Consider the following 17,065-nt stretch of genomic DNA (forward strand, 5'->3'; position numbering starts at 1 on the left):
GCATCACAGGAGAAAAACATGTATTTCATTTTGCTGACATTCGCAGAGCAGAAAGGCCGCCTGGCCGAGTTTCTGGACGGCCACAAAGCCTGGCTGCAGCAGGGGTTCGCGGACGGGGTTTTCCTTGCCGCCGGATCCATGACTGACGGTGAGGGCGGCGCAATCCTCGCCGTGGGTGAAAGCGAAGAGGCCCTGTTTGCCCGCGTCGCGCAGGACCCCTTTGTGACCGGGGGCGTGGTGGAGCCGGAGATCATCGGCGTGGCGCCGACCATGATGGATCCCCGGCTTGATTTCCTGCGGGCCGGCGAATGAGCCGCCTGTACACCGCTCCTGATGGACATCCCCGTTGCGCCTGGGCCGCCTCGGCGCCCGATTTCCTGCGCTATCACGACGAGGAATGGGGCTACCCGGTGGGCGATGACATCCGCCTGTTTGAGAAGGTCTGCCTTGAAAGCTTTCAGTCCGGGCTGAGCTGGCGGACCATTCTGGACAAGCGCGAGAACTTCCGCGCCGCCTTTACCGGGTTTGATTTCAACCGGATGGCGGAGTTCGGTGCGGCGGATGTGGAGCGGCTCTTGCAGGACAAGGGCATCATCCGCCACCGCGGCAAGATCGAGGCGGTGATCAACAATGCTGCCCGCGCTAAGGAGCTGGTGGCGGAGGCGGGGTCCCTTGCCGCGTTTTTCTGGAGCTATGAGCCGAACCCGGAAGACCTGCCGGAGCCGCAGACCGCCTCCACCAGCCCTGAATCCGTGGCGCTGTCCAAGGCGCTCAAGAAACGCGGCTGGAAATTCGTCGGCCCGACCACGGTTTTTGCGTTCATGCAGGCGATGGGGCTGATCAACGACCACGCTCGCGGCTGCATCTGCAGGGAGAAGGCCGCCGTGGCCCGTGCGGCGTTCACCGTGCCGCAGATGAAACCGGCGGCCTGAAACCTGTCCGCGCCGGACCGCCAGGTCCGGCGCCACGCCCAACGGGAGCGGATCTGCCTGACAGATCCGGCGACGGGCGGGAGAGTGCCTTCACCCCGCGCGGCTCAGACTTCGATAGCCTTCATCACTTCCGGCTCAATGACATCGACGCCGGGCAGCCCTTCGATCAGGTCCTTGGCGTCCTGCTCCAGGACCGGGAAGCTCTTGTAGTGGCAGGGAATCACCGTTTTGAAATTGAAATAACGCTTCGCCGCATAGGCGGCTTGTTTCATGTCCATGGTGAAATGCCCGCCCGCCGACAGGATGCCAACATCCGGCTTGTAGTAATCGCCCATCCACTCCATGTCGGCCATGATCGCGGTGTCGCCGGACAGGTAGACCGTCTTGCCCTCCGCCATCAGCATGTAGCCCACTTCCGAACCGCCGGTGCGCAGCCCGTCCTGGGTGTTGAAGGTGGAGCTGTGCGAGGCCGGCACCATCGCAACCTTGACCCCGCCCAGGTCCACCGTGCCGCCCTTGTTGAAGCCGGTGGTCTGCACCCCTTCGGTCTCGCCCCAGAGCCCCATCAGGTCGTACTGCCCCACCACCGGCACCTCCAGCCGCTTGGCCAGCGGCAGCACGTCCACCACATGGTCGAAATGCACATGGGTCAGAAGGATATGGGTAGCGCCTTCAATTGCGGCCTCATGGCTCTCCTCCGGCAGCACCGGGTTGCCGCTCAGCCAGGGGTCCACCAGCAGCACCAGGCCGCCTGCTTCGATACGGAATGAGCCATGCCCCAGCCAAATGATCTTCATCGGTTTTCTCCTCCCGTTGGCCCTAATGCCGTTCTTGGCGGCAGCCTAACAGGCTGCGGGTGAAAAGGAATGCAAACGTGCCAGAAAATGGGTGCGCCACCCCGTTTGCTGCCCGGCCGCCCGTTGCAGGCTTGCAGCGCAGGCGGCACGGCGGTAAATGCCTAGCCAACACCAGATGAGGGTTTCCATGTCGATTGACCAAAGCACCGCCGCCAAGGTGGCCAAACTGGCCCGGATCAAGGTCGAGGACGACGCTCTGCCGGCGCTGGCAGACGAGTTCAACAACATCCTGGGCTTCATCGAGCAGCTGAACGAGGTGGATGTCGAGGGCGTTGAGCCGATGACCTCCGTCACCCCGCAGCGCCTGAAGCGCCGCGCGGATGAAGTCACCGACGGCAACCAGCAGGACAAGGTTCTGGCCAATGCGCCGGACGCCCGCGAAGGCTTCTTTGCAGTGCCCAAAGTCGTGGAGTAGTGAGCAGCGTCCTGGAAACCGTCCGGGGGACGGTTTCAGCTGTGAACGGGCGGAGCCCAATGACATTTGCCTAAGAGAGGCGATAAAATGACCGAACTCAATAAATTGACCCTGGCAGAGGCCCGCGACGCGCTGCGCAAGGGCGACACCACTTCCGTTGAGCTGACCGAAGCCTGCCTCAAGGCAATCGACTCGGCTGACGCGCTCAACGCATTTGTGCACAAGACGCCTGAACTGGCGATGGAACGCGCCAAGGCGGCGGACGACCGCATCAAGGCGGGCGATGCGCCGTCCATGTGCGGCCTGCCGATCGGCATCAAGGACCTGTTTTGCACCAAGGGCGTGCCGTCGCAGGCGGCCTCGAAGATTCTTGAAGGCTTCAAGCCGGAGTACGAATCCACCGTCAGCCAGAAACTGGCCGATGTCGGCTCCGTTATGCTGGGCAAGCTGAACATGGATGAGTTCGCCATGGGCTCCTCCAACGAAACCTCCGTCTACGGCAATGCCGTCAGCCCCTGGCGCCGCGGCAATGACGAGGCCCAGCTGACCCCGGGCGGCTCCTCCGGCGGTTCCGCCTCTGCCGTGGCGGCTGACCTGTGCCTGGCGGCCACCGGCACCGACACCGGCGGCTCGATCCGCCAGCCCGCCGCCTTTACCGGCACCGTCGGCATCAAGCCGACCTACGGCCGCTGCTCGCGCTGGGGTATCGTCGCCTTTGCCTCCTCGCTGGACCAGGCCGGGCCGATGACCAAATCAGTGCGCGACGCGGCGATCATGCTGGAAACCATGTGCGGCCACGACCCCAAGGATTCGACCTCTGCCGAACTGGCGGTGCCGGATTTCGAGGCGATGCTGACCGGCGATATCCGCGGCAAGAAGATCGGTATCCCCAAGGAATACCGCATGGACGGCATGCCGGGCGAGATTGAGAAGCTGTGGTCCGACGGCGCCGAGATGCTGAAGGCCGCCGGGGCCGAGATCGTTGATATCTCGCTGCCCCACACCAAATACGCGCTGCCCGCCTATTACGTGATTGCCCCGGCTGAGGCGTCCTCGAATCTGGCGCGCTATGATGGTGTCCGCTATGGCCGCCGCGCCACGCTGGACGCGGGCGACGGCATCACCGAGATGTACGAGAAGACCCGCGCCGAGGGCTTCGGCCACGAGGTGCAGCGCCGTGTGATGGTCGGCACCTATGTGCTGTCGGCAGGCTTCTATGACGCCTATTACAACCGCGCCCGCCGCGTCCGCACCCTGATAAAGAAGGACTTCGAGGACGCTTTTGCCGCCGGCGTCGATGCGATCCTGACCCCGGCCACCCCGTCCGCGGCCTTTGGCCTGGGCGAGATGACTGAGGCGGATCCGGTGCAGATGTACCTCAATGACGTCTTCACCGTCACCGTGAACCTGGCGGGCCTGCCCGGCGTCGCGGTGCCTGCGGGCCTGGACAGCCAGGGCCTGCCGCTGGGGCTGCAGCTCATTGGCAAGCCCTGGGAAGAGGGCGATCTGCTGAACACTGCCTATGCGCTGGAGAATGCGGCGGGCTTTGTAGCCAAGCCGCAGCAATGGTGGTAAACATCTGCGCAAGCAATTGAGCAGAGCTGACAGGTACCCCATGCGCGCATTCGCATCTTACGCCGCCGCAGGCAGCCTTCTGGTTATGGCTGCCTGTTCCCCCCAGGTTCCGGACAGCGTCGCGGGCGTTGGCATCGACGGCGACCCGTTCGCGCCGCCGCCGGCCGCAGGCACCACGATCAATGGCGATCCGCTTGTGCCGCCGGCGCGGGTGTCCACCGAAACCGTTCCTTCCCACGCCGGGACGGCACCGCGCAGCACCGCCTCCACCACTGCAGCCGGAACCTTCAGCACCGCTGCGGCGTCGTCCAGCGACGCCGACATCGCGCGCCAGACAGAGGCAGCCCTGGCAGCTTCGCGCAGCAGTTCCAGCACTGGCACTGCGCCGCTGGATGCAAGCCCCTCCAACCCGGCACCGGAGCTGATCGGCAACGCGGGGATCTCGGACGAGAACGACTTTCAGGCGGTGTCCGCCCGCCAGTCGATCGAAAGCGATGCCGAACGTTTGCAACGCCAGCGGTCGCAGTATCAGCAGGTGCAGCCCACCGCAGTGCCGGAACGTGGCGGTGATACCGGGCCGAACATCGTGAAATATGCGCTCAGCACGTCCAATCCCAAGGGGGTGCGCCTCTATACCCGGGCGGGCATCAACCTGCGGGCCCGCAGCCAGCGCAACTGTGCTGAGTTCGCTTCGCCTGACCAGGCCCAGATTGCTTTCCTGGAAAGCGGCGGCCCTCAGCGCGACCGCAAGGTGCTGGACCCGGATGGCGACGGCTTTGCCTGCGGCTGGGATCCGGCGCCCTACCGGCTGGCCGTCCAGAACTGATGCCGCCTGATGCGGGCAGGGCTGACCAGCCCGGCGCCATCTGGCACGCCAGCGCGAACTTCGGGCCGCGCAGGGACGGTCTGACGCCGTCCCTGATTGTATTGCACTACACTGCCATGGACAGTGCGCGTGCGGCACTGGAGCGGCTTTGCGATCCCGCGGCGGAGGTCTCCGCCCATTATCTGATCGGTGCAGACGGCACCCTTTGGCAGATGGTCGCCGAGAGCAGCCGCGCGTGGCATGCCGGTGCCGGAGAGTGGGCCGGGCAGGACGATGTCAACTCCCGTTCCATCGGCATCGAGCTCGACAACCGCGGCACGCATCCGTTCAGCGAGGCGCAGATGGCAGCGCTGGAGGCGCTGATGCGCGGTGTCATGCTGCGCTGGGGCATTCCGGCTGAAGGGGTAATCGGCCATTCCTGCATGGCGCCGGGCCGCAAATGCGATCCCGGCCCGCGCTTTGACTGGGCGCGCCTTGCCCGGCAGGGGCTGGCTGCAGGGTCGGCAGGCTCGGCAGTTCCGGAAAAGGTGGCATTCCCGCGTTTCCGGGCTGCAGCCGCCGCGGCCGGCTTTACGGCTCCGGCAGAGGACGAAACGCTTCTGACCGCAGTGCGGCTGCGATTCCGCCCTTGGGCACGCGGCCCGCTCTGCACCGAGGACTTTCTGCCTCTTGGTCCTCTGGTCCGCTAGGGCCGGGCTTTAGCGAGGCTCTGCCTCGCGCTCCGGGATATTGGGGGCCAGATGAAGGGCGGATCCAATATTCATCTGGCTGAAAATATCCTGGGGTGAATTGGCCCTTCGCCAAGAGGGGCAAAGCCCCTGCCGCTGCACTATCCGCTTGACGCCGCGCGCCGTTGTTCCTACGCCTCCCGTCGCGCAGAAGGCTGGATGGCCGCCGGCGCGGGGAGACCTGCGCGGGAGGAAAGTCCGGACTCCATGAAGCAGCGGTGCCGGGTAACGCCCGGGCGGGGAAACCCGACGGAAAGCGCCACAGAAAACAGACCGCCAGCCTCCGGGCTGGTAAGGGTGAAACGGTGGGGTAAGAGCCCACCGCGCCCCTGGCAACAGGGGCGGCACGGCAAGCCCCACCGGGAGCAATGCCAAATAGGGTCCCCGCGCGGGCAGGTTCCGGGTTTCCGGGATACCGCCGCTAGGTTCGCTTCAGCCGAGAGGGACCGGGTTGGCAGCTTGAGCGGCGCAGCAATGCGCCGCCTAGATGAATGGTCATCGATCCCTGCTTTACGGGGCAGGGGGGACAGGATCCGGCTTACAGGCCTTCTGCGCATTAATCCCTCAGAGAATGGGGAGAATCCTATTGACTTGGGGGCTGGGGACGGTAAAAGCCGGGCTTCAGATAGGAATTTACCGAGAGGCCCCTGCCTTTTCGGACGCAGGAGAAGCACCATGGCGAAGCCGACCACAATCAAGATCCGCCTGAACTCGAGCGCGGGCACCGGCCACTTCTATGTGACCAAGAAAAACGCACGCACCATGACCGAGAAAATGGTTGTGCGGAAGTACGACCCGGTTGTGCGTAAGCACGTCGAGTACAAAGAAGGCAAAATCAAGTAAGCCTTCTTTGCTGACTGATTTCCGGAAACGGGTCGCGCTGCGCGGCCCGTTTTCTTTTGTGCGCACGGCCGCATGGGCCCGCTGCCTGCAATTGTCGGAAAATGCTGCGCGCATTGTCCCGCGCCCCGGCACCTTCTTGCCCCAATTCACACCTAGCCTGATGCCCTGGGTGAACAAGTGAACGGGTGAATGTGCAGTGCGGGTTTTCTTCTTGGCAGCGGTAATATCAGTGGCCGGTGCGCCGGTCTCCAGTTTTTTCGAGACCAAGCCGGGCGTGCCGCTGCCCCCGGCGGTCAGCGCTGAGCCTTTGCCTGCGGCCGCAAAAAATACAAGGCAGCAGGCACAGGCGCAGCAGATCGTTTCCGAACATGGCGTCCGCATCAACGGGCGGAAACTGACTTTGAGCCTTGTTCGCGACGGCAGCGCCGGAGTGGCTGTGCTGCAGGCTGCCAGGACAAGCGCAGTGCCAGTGCTGCCCGTGATTGCGGAGGTCGAATTTCTGGAAATGATCCGCAGCGCTTCCGGTTGCCGTGTGAACGGGCTCCCGCAGAGAGTTGCCGGCCGGCAGGGGACACTTGCCATCTCCGCCGGCCTTGATTGCTCAGGCGCCTGACCTCAGGCGCGCCATTCAGCGACGGTCAGCACAGGCTCCATCTCCATGCCCTGCATCAGCGCGGCTGAGGCGCCGTTGAATGGCGCATAGGTGGCCGCAATCACAGTGGCCCCATTTGCCAGCGCCTGCGTCCTCATGGCCTCCACCAGCGCCTTGCCCACGCCCATGCGGCGCCAGGCTTCGATGACGGAAATGTGGTGCAGCATGGCGCGTGTCTCAGCCGCGCGGACGGGCAGGGCGGGGCGGTTCTGCAGTTCATAGATCAGGTAGCCCAGAAGCGCTCCCTGCGGGCTCTCAGCGGCCAGCGCATGGACGTTGTCCTGCTGCAGCCAGCCTTGCAGCCAGGCGGCCAGGTCGCCGCCGCCAGGGGCTGGAATGTGGCGCTCCGGCTGGTGCTCGGCGTGCAGCGCGTGCAGGTCCTGCAAGAGCGGCAGCAGGCGGTCTGCCTCTGCCGCCGGGATCTCAATGATTTCCATGGGTGTGTCCCCTGTTATTGTTGTTCAAATGAAAAGGGGCGGATCCTTGCGGTCCGCCCCTCGCTGTTTGGTATGTGGCCTGCGGTTATTCGCGGTTGCCAAGCAGTTGGAGCAGCATCATGAACATGTTGATGAAGTCCAGATACAGGCTCAGCGCGCCCATGATCGCGGACTTCGCCAGCCACTCCTGGTCGCCCGCGTGGGCCATCTGCAGGTAGTCGTTCTTGATGCGCTGGGTGTCATAGGCGGTCAGGCCTGCAAAGATCAGCACGCCGATCACGGAGATCGCAAACGCCATGGCGGAGGACGCCAGGAAAATGTTGACGATCGAGGCCACGATCAGGCCGATCAGACCCATGATCAGGAAGGAGCCCATGCCGCTGAGGTCCTTCTTGGTGGTGTAGCCCACCAGCGACAGGCCCGCGAAGGCGATGGAGGTGATCAGGAACACCTGCACGATGCTCTCGCCGGTGAAGACCAGGAAGATCGAGCTGATCGACAGGCCCATCACGGTGGCAAAAACATAGAACAGCAGCTGAACGCCGGCAGCGGACATGCGATTAGCGGCCGCACCGATGCCGAAGATGAAGGCCAGCGGCGCAAACATGATAACCCAGCGCAGCGGCGACAGGTAAATTGCTGAACCCAGGCTGGTCAGATACTTGCCAGTGCTCAGTTCAGCCACGGCATTGGCCGGGTCCGAGGTGACGGCCAGGCCTGCAACCGCCCAGGCGGCCAGGAAGGTGATGAACGTGCCTGCCGACATGGTGGCATAGACTTTGTTCATATGGGCGCGGAGGCCCTCATCAATCTGCTGGGCGCGGGCGCCCGCAGCAGAGCGGATGGTGTCGAATTGTGCCATATTGAATGGTCTCCGTAATCTACTCCCTCGCTGCCGACACACGAATGGGACCGCGGGCCTCAGCTTTCCCGCCAAATATCGGGTGAAGCAGGCTTCGGTTCAAGTATTTCAGACAAAGAAATACATGAAAAAACAACCAAACGGGCCGCGCTGCGGCGGCCCGTCCGGAATAGTGCGCCAGGAATGGGGCGGCTTTCTTAGAAACGCCAGTGATCCGGTGCTTTCCAGAACCCGCCGCGGGCCTCTGCGTCCGCCTGTGCACGGGTCACGCCGATGTCCTTCAGCGCGCGGTCATCCAGCCGTGCCAGCTGTCGGCGCTGGCGCCAGGCAGCCATGTGCAGCCGCAGGCGGGCGGTCAGGGACAGCTGGGGCTTGGCGCCGTGGCAAGAGGTGGTGCAGGTAGAGGTCGCGAGGGTCATTGGCTTGGTCCTTCAGTTGGGTTTGTGATGCATCCCTTCTGGGTGATCAATTGTGTTGATGAATATGGGGTGCTATGGCATATTTTGAAAACGAATGTTTTTGATCCAATGAATCAGGTTCTGTGATGGTAAGAAATCTCGATATCACCACGCTCCGCTCTTTTGTGGCGGTGGCGGAATACGGCGGGGTGACCCGTGCCGCCGGTTTTCTGCATCTGACCCAGTCGGCGGTCTCCATGCAGATGAAGCGGCTGGAGGAGCTCTTGGGGCTGGAATTGCTGGACCGGTCCGGCCGCACCATTGCGCTGACGGCCGAGGGCGAGCAGATGCTGGGCTATGCCCGCAAGATGGTTGCGCTGAATGATGAGGTGATCAGCCGGCTGACCGACCAGGCCTTTGAGGGCGAGGTTCTGCTGGGGGTGCCGCATGATGTGGTGCACCCGGTCATCCCGCAGGTGCTGAAGCGGTTCAGCCTCAGCTATCCGCGGGTCAATGTGAACCTCTGCACCTCAAATACCCGGGATCTCAAGACCGAGTTCGCGCGCGGTGCCTTTGACCTGATCCTGACCACCGAAACCGGCGCGGGCGAGGGCGGTGAGACCATTCACAGCATGCCCCTGCGCTGGGTTGGCGCGCCGGACGGGGCGGTCTGGCGGCAGCGGCCCCTGCGGCTCGGCTTCTGCCGCAACTGCAGTTTCCGCCCGGTGGCGACTGCGGCGCTGGATGAGGCCGGTATCGAATGGGAAATGGCGCTGGACAGCGACTCGGACCGCACTGTCGAGGCAACGGTCAGCGCCGACCTGGCCGTCGGAGTGCTGCTGGAGGGCACCCAGCCGTCCTATCAGGAACTGATCGGCCCGGGCTGCAGCCTGCCGGAACTGCCGATGCAGCATATCAACCTGTACGGGGCGGAGCGCGTGCATGCGCCCTATGTCGAGGAACTGGCGGCGTTCATCCGGCAGGGTTTCCAGGGGCTGTGGTCAACACCGCTGCGCGCCGCCAGCTGAACCGCTGGCAGGGCGGAGCTCCCGCGCCCGCAGGCTGCCCTGGCTTTGCCAGCGCACCCTTGGCGGTCTTGGGCCAGGCTCAGCGCCACAGGCGCTGAGCCTGGCCCAACCGCTGCAGTGCATTTCGCAGAAATGCGCTGGTTGCGGGCGGGAGCCCTTACGGCGGCCGCTGGGATTGTCAGTTGCCGCCCATGGTGATCACCACTTTGCCGGTGGACTTGCGGCTGCGCAGCAGTTCCAGCCCTTCCGCGGCCTGCGCCAGCGGCAGGGTGTGGCTGATGTGCGGCTTGATCAGGCCCTCGCCGTGCCAGGCAAACAGCGTCTCAAAAGACTGCCGCACCGCTTCGGGGCGGAACTTCATGTAGCCGCCCAGGTAGAAGCCGATCACCGTCAGGTTCTTTACAAGCAGATGGTTGGCCGGGATCTGCGGCACTTCGCCTCCGGCGAAACCGACCGGCAGCAGCCGTGCTCCGGGATTGGCAGAGCGGAAAGCGGCTTTCCAAACGTCGCCGCCAATGGCGTCGTAGACCACATCTGCCCCGCCAAGCGCCTTGACCGCACTGCGCAGGTCCTCGCCGGCATCGATCAGATGGTCAGCGCCTGCGGCCGCGGCTGTATCCAGCTTGTCCTGGCCGCGGGCCTGGGCGATCACGGTTGCCCCCATCAGCTTGCCGATTTCCACCGCGGTCAGCCCGACGCCGCCTGCGGCTCCGGTCACCAGCAGGGTCTCACCAGGCTGCAGGCGGGCACAGTGATCCAGGGCCATATGGCTGGTGCCATAAGCGATCTGTATCGCCGCGGCATGCTCAAAACTCATCGTGTCCGGGATCCGGGTCAGCCGCGCGGTATCAAAGACACCCGCTTCGGCCAGTCCGCCGGAGCCGCCGAACACTGCCACCCGGTCGCCAATGGCAAAACCTGCGGTGCCGCTGCCAAGCGCCGTCACCACCCCGGCCGCTTCCAGCCCCAGGGTGAAGGGGGGCTCAGGTGTATCCTGATAGGTGCCCTTTATCATTAGCAGATCGGCAAAGTTCAGGCCGCAGGCATGAAGGGCAACGGCCGCCTTGCCCGCTCCGGGTGCCGGACATTGCGTTTCCGTCAGCACTGGCGGTGTGCCAATCGCGGAGACTTGGAAAGCCTGCATGTGTTCTCCTCACCTTTTGCGGGAATCAGTGTGATTCGCCGGGGCACACTGCCGGTGCGCACCTGCGGCCTGCACCTCGCTATTTCTGGGGAGGTACGCGATCCGCAGCCGGTTGGCAATAAAACGTTTGGAAAAATGCTGCGTGAAATCATGCGCTTGGGGTGTTGGACCTCGTCATGCGCGACGGCAGTCTTGCAATCAACCGCAAGGGTTGTACACTTTTGCTCAGAGGTTGAAGACTGATCGCGCTGATGGGGAAACGTGTTTCCGGCAGGCATTGCAAGCTGCCAGAACGGTTTGATTGGTAGAGCGGTCCGGGTTTTGGCCAAAATGACAGTTTAGGAGAAACGCATGGCTCATCCCGTAGACGTGCACGTGGGAAAGCGTATCCGTCACCGCCGGTGGCTGATTGGAATGACGCAGCAGCAACTTGCCGAGCAGGTCGGCATTAAATTCCAGCAAATCCAGAAATATGAAACCGGTGCCAACCGGGTCAGCGCTTCCCGTTTGTGGGATATTTCCGACGCGCTGGAAGTCCCGGTGAGCTTCTTCTTCGAAGGCTTGCAGGAAGAGGGCAAGGCCCCGGCGGAAAAGGCCTCCGTGCCAGAGGACCTGATGGGTGACAAGGAAGCCCTTGATCTGGTGCGGTCTTATTACTCGATTCCTGAAAATCAGCGCCGCCGCCTGTTTGAACTGGCCCGCGTGCTGAGCGACGTCGCCTGAGACGGGACAGGGGCCGGATCCGGCCCCTGTAGGGGAATTGCTGCGCGGAACCGGTGAGTGGCGGGGTTTGCGCTTGCAATGAAAGCGCCTGAGTGGCACCCGTTCGGGTATGACACAGGCATCACTCACGGACCTCGACGTAGCGAACAGGATGGCAGACGCGGCACGCGCTGCCATCCTGCCGCATTTCAGAACCCCCTCCCTGAATACCGAGAACAAGCTCGAAAGCGGGTTTGATCCGGTGACCGTGGCCGACCGCGCTGCCGAACAGGCGATGCGTACGGTGCTGGCAGATCTGCGCCCTGATGACGGCATTTTGGGCGAAGAGTTCGGCGCCGCGGCCGGCAGGTCCGGCCGCACTTGGGTATTGGATCCGATCGACGGCACCCGCGGCTTCATCAGCGGCACACCGACCTGGGGAGTGCTGATTGCGCTGGCTGATGACAATGGTCCGTTTCTCGGCGTGATCGACCAGCCTTACACCGGCGAGCGTTTTTGCGGCGGGGCGGAGATTGCTGCAATGACAGGTCCGTTGGGTGAAATGCCGCTGCGGACCCGCAGCACTGCTGCACTTTCCGAAGCAATTCTGTTCACCACATTTCCCGAAGTCGGAACCGAGGACGAACGGGCAGGGTTTGAACGCGTCGCAAAGCAAGCCAAGCTCACGCGCTATGGCATGGATTGCTATGCCTATGCGCTGGTGGCGGCAGGCCAGGCGGATCTGGTGATCGAGGCGGGTCTCAACGCCTATGATATTCAGGCGCCAATAGCTGTGATCCAGGCGGCGGGCGGCATCGTGACTGACTGGGACGGAAACCCGGCACACAACGGCGGCCGGGCTCTGGCCGCAGCCAATGCGGATATTCACGCCGCGGCTCTGGAACTGTTGCGGCAGACGCAAGCGGGTTGAAACGGGCGGCCCCGGCCTCTAGTTTCAACGAAGGCCGGTTCTTCGCCCGTTTTCCATCGGCCGATCACACATTCCCATGAAGCGGGCTGTCTATTGGAGTGTGTGGATATGACAGAGATTCTGATTCAAAACGCCGATACCGTCCTGACGATGGACGATGCCCGCCGTGTGCTGCGCGGTGCGGATGTGCTGATCCGCGGCGGTGTGATTGCCGGGGTGGGGCAGGGGCTGCAGACCAGCGGCGACGTGGTCTCAGGCCGCGGTTGCGTCGTCACCCCAGGCCTGGTGAACACCCACCACCACCTGTACCAGAACCTGACCCGCGCGGTGCCGGGCGGACAGGACGCGCTGCTGTTCGGCTGGCTGCAGACCCTGTACCCGATCTGGTCGCGCTTTGGTCCGGACGAAATGTTCATCTCCGCCCAGCTGGGTCTTGCCGAACTGGCGCTGTCCGGCTGTACCCTCAGCTCCGACCACCTGTATCTCTACCCCAATGGCTCCCGGCTGGAGGATACAATCCACGCGGCCCGCGATGTGGGTCTGCGCTTCCACCCCACCCGCGGCGCCATGAGCATCGGCGAAAGCGACGGCGGCCTGCCGCCGGACAGCCTGGTCGAGGATGAGCGAGCCATTCTCGACGACATGATCCGGGTGGTGGATGCCTTTCATGATCCATCTGAAGGTTCCATGTGCCGTGTAGGCCTGGCGCCGTGCTCGCCGTTCTCCGTCAGCCGCGAGCTGATGCGGGATGCCGCCCTGCTGGCCCGCGACAAAGGCGTGATGCTGCACACACACCTGGCCGAGAACGATGAGGATATCGCCTATTCCGAGGCTAACTTCGGCTGCCGCCCCGGCCAATACGCAGAGGAGCTGGGCTGGACCGGCGATGATGTCTGGCACGCGCATTGTGTTAAGCTTGACGCGCAAGAGATTGATCTCTTTGCCAGAACCCGCACCGGGGTTGCCCATTGCCCGTGTTCCAACTGCCGCCTTGGCAGCGGTATTGCGCCAGTGCGTGCAATGCGGGATGCAGGCGTGCCGGTGGGTCTGGGCGTTGACGGTTCTGCCAGCAACGACATGGCCAGCCTCAGCGCCGAGGCGCGTCAGGCCATGCTGCTGCAACGGGTTGCAAACGGGGCCGACGCTATGAGCGCATATGAAGCGCTGGAAATCGCCACCCGCGGCGGTGCTGACGTGCTGGGGCGTCCCGACTGCGGCCGGCTCGAGCCGGGAAAGCGCGCCGATATTGCCATCTGGGACACCAGGGGCGTGGCCTCCAGCGGCAGCTGGGACGCCGCCGCCTTGCTGTTGGCCGGCCCAACCCGGGTCAAACACCTGTTTGTCGAAGGCAGGCAGATCATCCGCGGCGGCGAACTGACGACCTTGGAGCTGCCGCGGCTGATCGAACGCCACGGCAAGCTGGCGCACAAGCTGATGGAAGGATGACACAATGAAGAAACGGCAGCTTGGCGCAGCCTTTCTCTTATTGTGGGCAGCCCAGGCGCAGGCGCAGGACGTGGACCATGCTGCTGCGCTGGCCGGGGTCAACGGGCTGCGTGAAGGCTCCGGCCTGCCGCCGCTGGCTTATTCCGCCGCTCTGGAACAGGCCGCGCTGGCCCATGCAGGGGACATGGCGCGCAATGGGTTCTTTTCTCACACCGGCAGCAGCGGCAGCACGCTAGGCACCCGGCTGACGCGCGCTGGCTACGGCTGGTGCGCGGCGGCCGAGAACATTGCAAAGGGCCAGCCAGGGCTGACTGAAGCGATGGCCAGCTGGCAGGCTTCCCGAGGTCACCGCAAAAACATGCTCAGCCGCGAGGTGACCGAGGTCGCCGTCGCCCGCGGCGCGGGCAATATCTGGGTTATGGTGCTGGCCCGCCCGGGCTGCTGATCCGGCGCTGCTAGCTGCGCTTGACCGGCTGGCCGCCGATCCAGACCTCGGCAATGGCCCGGTCATCACCCATCATGATGGTCGGGAACACTGCTTCCCACACATCTCCGGCCCGCCCGGACCGCTGGGCGATGGCTGGGGTGGAGGCCAGGTCCAGCACCACCAGATCTGCTTCCATGCCTGCCGCGATGTTGCCGATCTTGCCTTCCATCCGCAGTGCCGTGGCCGATCCTTGCGTCGCCAGCCACAACAGCTGCGCCGCGTGCAGCGGGGTGCCGCGCAGCTGGCCGACCTCATAGGCCGCTGCCATCGTGCGCAGCATTGAGAAACTCGACCCGCCGCCGGTGTCGGTGGCAAGGCCGATCCGCTGGCCTTCGGCCATCAGTCCTGCCATGTCGAACAGGCCGGAGCCGATGAAGGTATTGGATGTCGGGCAATGGATCAGCGCCGCACCGAATTCCCGCAGCCGGTGCCGCTCGCGCTCCTCCAGGTGGATTGCATGGCCATACAGCCCTTTGGCACCGAGAAGGCCGAACTCCTCATAGGTATCCAGGTAATCACGGGCCTGCGGAAACAGCGATTTCACCCACTCGATCTCATCCGTCTGCTCGCTGAGATGCGTCTGCATCAGGCATTCCGGATGCTTGGCCCACAGCGCCCCCATTGCCTCCAGCTGTTCCGCGGTTGAAGTGGGCGAAAACCGCGGGGTGATCGCATATTCCAGCCGGTCCACGCCGTGCCAGCGTGCAATCAGCGCCTCGCTGTCGTCATAGGCTGACTGCGCGGTGTCGCGCAGCCCCTCCGGCGCATTGCGGTCCATGCAGGTCTTGCCCGCCACCACCCGCTGCCCGCGCACCTGCGCGGCGGAGAAAAGCGCATCCACGCTTTCCGGGTGGATTGTGCAATAGCTGCAAACCGTTGTGGTGCCGTGGGCTGTGGTCAAGTCCAAGTACCGGCTTGCGATTTCGTCTGCATAGCTGCGGTCGCTGAACCGCATCTCCTCGGGGAAAGTATAGCTGTTCAGCCAGTCGATGAGCCGCTTGCCCCAGCTAGCAATGATAGCGGTCTGCGGGTAATGCACATGGGCATCGACGAACCCCGCCAGGATCAGCTTGCCGGCATGATCCACGAGCTCCGCCTCCGGCAGCAGCGCCTGCATCTCTGCCAGCGTGCCGGCGCCCGCAATCTTCCCGTCCTTCAATGCGACGGCTTCCCGCAGCAGGGTTGCGTCCTCTGGGCGCTCCCCGGAAAAGGGAGAGGCGGCAAAGGCAAGAACTTGCCCCTTCAGGATGAAACCGGTGCCCATGCGCTGAACCCTTTCCTTGCAAATTGGCTCCGCGCAGGATACCCGCCGAAGGGGTGCGGGTAAATTGCGGCATTGCCATTGTTTTCCAGTGGCGGGCTCTTCTATTTTGCACGCAAAGACCAGGAAATACCGGGGGCATCAGATGAGCAGCGGCGACAACATCACCGGCGACCAGTCTCAGGAAGATGCCTATGACCTCGACCGCAGGATGGTCGCGCAGGTTCTGGACGCGGTGGAGCAGGGCGATCAGCAAACCCTGACAGAGCTGCTGGAAGACCTGCACGCAGCCGACATCGCCGACCTTCTGGAACAGATCGATTCCGACGACCGGACCAGGCTGATCCGCCTGTATGACCGTGAATTCGACGGCGAGATTCTGTCGGAACTGGATGAAAGCATCCGCGAAGAAGTCATCGAGATCCTCAACCCGCTGGTGCTGGCCGACGCGGTCCGGGAGATGGACAGCGACGACGTCGTCGACCTGCTGGAAGATCTGGAGGTGCCGCAGCAGGAAGCCATTCTGGACGCGCTGGAAGACGCTGACAGGGTCGCGGTCGAACAATCGCTAAGCTACCCGGAAAACTCCGCCGGCCGCCTGATGCAGCGCGAGGTGGTGATGGCGCCCGAGCATTGGAACGTCGGGCAGGCCATTGATTTCATGCGCAACTCCGACGATTTGCCGGAGCAGTTCTATCATGTGGTGCTGGTCGATCCGCGTCTGCATCCCGTTGGCAATGTCACCCTGGGCCGGATCATGGGCGCCAAGCGCCATGTGACCCTGACTGATCTGGTCGAGGATACCTTCCAGGTCATTCCCGCCGATCAGGACGAGGAAGACGTTGCCTACGCCTTCAACCAGTACCACCTGATCTCGGCCCCGGTGGTCGATGACGAGGGGCGGCTGGTCGGCGTGATCACCATCGACGATGCGATGATCGTGCTGGACGAGGAGCACGAGGAAGACATCCTCCGCCTCGCCGGTGTTGGCGAGGAAAGCTCGCTCGCCGACCGGGTGATCGAGACCACCAAGCGCCGCTTTCCCTGGCTGGCGGTGAACCTGGTGACGGCGGTGCTGGCCTCGCTGGTGATTGCCCAGTTCGAGGCAGCGATTGCCCAGATCGTGGCGCTGGCCGTGCTGATGCCAATCGTTGCCTCCATGGGCGGCAATGCCGGTACCCAGTCGCTGACCGTTGCGGTGCGCGCCATTGCCACCCGCGACCTCACCGGCTCTAACGTCTGGCGCGTTATCCGCCGGGAAGTGCTGGTGGGCCTGGTCAACGGGGTGATCTTTGCCATCGTCATGGGGCTGGTGGGGCTGGCCTGGTTCGGCTCCCCGATGCTGGGCGTGGTGATTGCCGTCGCTATGGTGGTCAATCTGGTCGTGGCGGGGTTGGCGGGCACGGTGATCCCGGTTCTATTGGAGAAAACCGGAATTGACCCGGCGCTGGCCTCCGGCGCATTTGTGACCACAGTGACCGATGTGGTGGGCTTTTTCGCCTTCCTGGGCCTTGCGGCCGCTCTTTTGCTTTAGGAGACCG

General features: G+C 63.8%; 19 protein-coding genes and 1 other RNA gene. 14 read left to right on the top strand and 6 right to left on the bottom strand.

Annotated elements, in window-relative coordinates; all coding sequences use genetic code 11:
• Positions 1 to 18: 18 nt before the first annotated feature.
• Positions 19 to 312, top strand: coding sequence for a YciI family protein (locus N6L27_RS17380; protein WP_271908603.1), 294 nt, complete (start codon positions 19 to 21; stop codon positions 310 to 312).
• On the top strand, positions 309 to 932 hold the full coding sequence (locus N6L27_RS17385) for a DNA-3-methyladenine glycosylase I (protein ID WP_271908604.1): 624 nt from the start codon (positions 309 to 311) through the stop codon (positions 930 to 932). The genes N6L27_RS17380 and N6L27_RS17385 overlap by 4 nt, the downstream gene beginning before the upstream one ends.
• Positions 933 to 1,036: 104 nt before the next feature.
• On the opposite strand, the gene N6L27_RS17390 is transcribed toward N6L27_RS17385, so the two are convergent.
• The gene (locus N6L27_RS17390) at positions 1,037 to 1,729 is read right to left on the bottom strand and encodes a metal-dependent hydrolase (protein WP_271908605.1); all 693 of its coding nucleotides are present in this window, start codon (positions 1,727 to 1,729) and stop codon (positions 1,037 to 1,039) included.
• Positions 1,730 to 1,916: 187 nt separating this feature from the next.
• Here N6L27_RS17390 and gatC point away from each other — a divergent pair, with 187 nt between their 5' ends.
• The 6 genes from gatC to rpmG all read left to right on the top strand — a co-directional run bounded on the left by gatC (position 1,917) and on the right by rpmG (position 6,176).
• Positions 1,917 to 2,204, top strand: coding sequence for an Asp-tRNA(Asn)/Glu-tRNA(Gln) amidotransferase subunit GatC (gatC, locus tag N6L27_RS17395; protein WP_222478346.1), 288 nt, complete (start codon positions 1,917 to 1,919; stop codon positions 2,202 to 2,204).
• Between the two features lie 87 nt (positions 2,205 to 2,291).
• Positions 2,292 to 3,779 (top strand): Asp-tRNA(Asn)/Glu-tRNA(Gln) amidotransferase subunit GatA, encoded by a 1,488-nt coding sequence (gene gatA / locus N6L27_RS17400; RefSeq protein ID WP_271908607.1) that lies wholly within the window; start codon positions 2,292 to 2,294, stop codon positions 3,777 to 3,779.
• 40 nt (positions 3,780 to 3,819) lie between these two features.
• Positions 3,820 to 4,605 carry a hypothetical protein gene (locus tag N6L27_RS17405; RefSeq protein WP_271908608.1) on the top strand — a complete coding sequence of 262 codons (786 nt, stop codon included), beginning with the start codon at positions 3,820 to 3,822 and terminating at the stop codon, positions 4,603 to 4,605.
• The gene (locus N6L27_RS17410; protein WP_271908609.1) at positions 4,605 to 5,294 is read left to right on the top strand and encodes an N-acetylmuramoyl-L-alanine amidase; all 690 of its coding nucleotides are present in this window, start codon (positions 4,605 to 4,607) and stop codon (positions 5,292 to 5,294) included. Before N6L27_RS17405 ends, N6L27_RS17410 begins: the two co-directional genes overlap by 1 nt.
• Before the next feature lie 186 nt (positions 5,295 to 5,480).
• Positions 5,481 to 5,890, top strand: an RNA gene (gene rnpB, locus N6L27_RS17415) — RNase P RNA component class A.
• 118 nt (positions 5,891 to 6,008) lie between these two features.
• The gene (gene rpmG, locus N6L27_RS17420; protein WP_008554190.1) at positions 6,009 to 6,176 is read left to right on the top strand and encodes a 50S ribosomal protein L33; all 168 of its coding nucleotides are present in this window, start codon (positions 6,009 to 6,011) and stop codon (positions 6,174 to 6,176) included.
• 615 nt (positions 6,177 to 6,791) lie between these two features.
• Here rpmG and N6L27_RS17425 read toward each other — a convergent pair.
• The 3 genes from N6L27_RS17425 to N6L27_RS17435 all read right to left on the bottom strand — a co-directional run bounded on the left by N6L27_RS17425 (position 6,792) and on the right by N6L27_RS17435 (position 8,546).
• Positions 6,792 to 7,265 (bottom strand): GNAT family N-acetyltransferase, encoded by a 474-nt coding sequence (locus N6L27_RS17425; protein WP_271908610.1) that lies wholly within the window; start codon positions 7,263 to 7,265, stop codon positions 6,792 to 6,794.
• 85 nt (positions 7,266 to 7,350) lie between these two features.
• Positions 7,351 to 8,127 carry a Bax inhibitor-1/YccA family protein gene (locus tag N6L27_RS17430; protein WP_271908612.1) on the bottom strand — a complete coding sequence of 259 codons (777 nt, stop codon included), beginning with the start codon at positions 8,125 to 8,127 and terminating at the stop codon, positions 7,351 to 7,353.
• Positions 8,128 to 8,324: 197 nt separating this feature from the next.
• On the bottom strand, positions 8,325 to 8,546 hold the full coding sequence (locus N6L27_RS17435; protein ID WP_271908613.1) for a DUF1127 domain-containing protein: 222 nt from the start codon (positions 8,544 to 8,546) through the stop codon (positions 8,325 to 8,327).
• A 125-nt stretch (positions 8,547 to 8,671) separates the two neighbouring features.
• On the opposite strand from N6L27_RS17435, the gene N6L27_RS17440 reads away from it, so the two are divergent.
• Positions 8,672 to 9,553 carry a LysR family transcriptional regulator gene (locus N6L27_RS17440; RefSeq protein WP_039186094.1) on the top strand — a complete coding sequence of 294 codons (882 nt, stop codon included), beginning with the start codon at positions 8,672 to 8,674 and terminating at the stop codon, positions 9,551 to 9,553.
• Positions 9,554 to 9,731: 178 nt separating this feature from the next.
• On the opposite strand, the gene N6L27_RS17445 is transcribed toward N6L27_RS17440, so the two are convergent.
• Complete coding sequence (locus N6L27_RS17445) at positions 9,732 to 10,697, bottom strand: NADPH:quinone oxidoreductase family protein (protein WP_271908615.1); 966 nt, start codon at positions 10,695 to 10,697, stop codon at positions 9,732 to 9,734.
• Positions 10,698 to 11,048: 351 nt separating this feature from the next.
• Between N6L27_RS17445 and N6L27_RS17450 the strand changes: the two genes are divergently transcribed.
• The 4 genes from N6L27_RS17450 to N6L27_RS17465 all read left to right on the top strand — a co-directional run bounded on the left by N6L27_RS17450 (position 11,049) and on the right by N6L27_RS17465 (position 14,221).
• Positions 11,049 to 11,420, top strand: a complete 372-nt coding sequence (locus N6L27_RS17450) for a helix-turn-helix domain-containing protein (RefSeq protein WP_019295723.1) — start codon at positions 11,049 to 11,051, stop codon at positions 11,418 to 11,420.
• A gap of 109 nt (positions 11,421 to 11,529) precedes the next feature.
• A complete protein-coding gene (gene hisN / locus N6L27_RS17455; RefSeq protein ID WP_271908616.1) occupies positions 11,530 to 12,330 on the top strand; it encodes a histidinol-phosphatase in 801 nt (266 codons plus the stop codon).
• A 108-nt stretch (positions 12,331 to 12,438) separates the two neighbouring features.
• Positions 12,439 to 13,776, top strand: coding sequence for an 8-oxoguanine deaminase (locus N6L27_RS17460; RefSeq protein ID WP_271908617.1), 1,338 nt, complete (start codon positions 12,439 to 12,441; stop codon positions 13,774 to 13,776).
• A gap of 4 nt (positions 13,777 to 13,780) precedes the next feature.
• Positions 13,781 to 14,221 carry a CAP domain-containing protein gene (locus tag N6L27_RS17465; RefSeq protein WP_271908618.1) on the top strand — a complete coding sequence of 147 codons (441 nt, stop codon included), beginning with the start codon at positions 13,781 to 13,783 and terminating at the stop codon, positions 14,219 to 14,221.
• Positions 14,222 to 14,231: 10 nt separating this feature from the next.
• Here N6L27_RS17465 and guaD read toward each other — a convergent pair whose 3' ends face one another.
• Positions 14,232 to 15,527 (bottom strand): guanine deaminase, encoded by a 1,296-nt coding sequence (gene guaD / locus N6L27_RS17470; RefSeq protein WP_271908619.1) that lies wholly within the window; start codon positions 15,525 to 15,527, stop codon positions 14,232 to 14,234.
• A gap of 142 nt (positions 15,528 to 15,669) precedes the next feature.
• On the opposite strand from guaD, the gene mgtE reads away from it, so the two are divergent.
• A complete protein-coding gene (gene mgtE / locus N6L27_RS17475; protein WP_271908620.1) occupies positions 15,670 to 17,058 on the top strand; it encodes a magnesium transporter in 1,389 nt (462 codons plus the stop codon).
• Positions 17,059 to 17,065: the final 7 nt, after the last annotated feature.

The sequence above is a fragment of the Leisingera sp. SS27 genome (assembly GCF_028368855.1).
In the GTDB taxonomy this organism is placed as follows: Bacteria; Pseudomonadota; Alphaproteobacteria; order Rhodobacterales; family Rhodobacteraceae; genus Leisingera.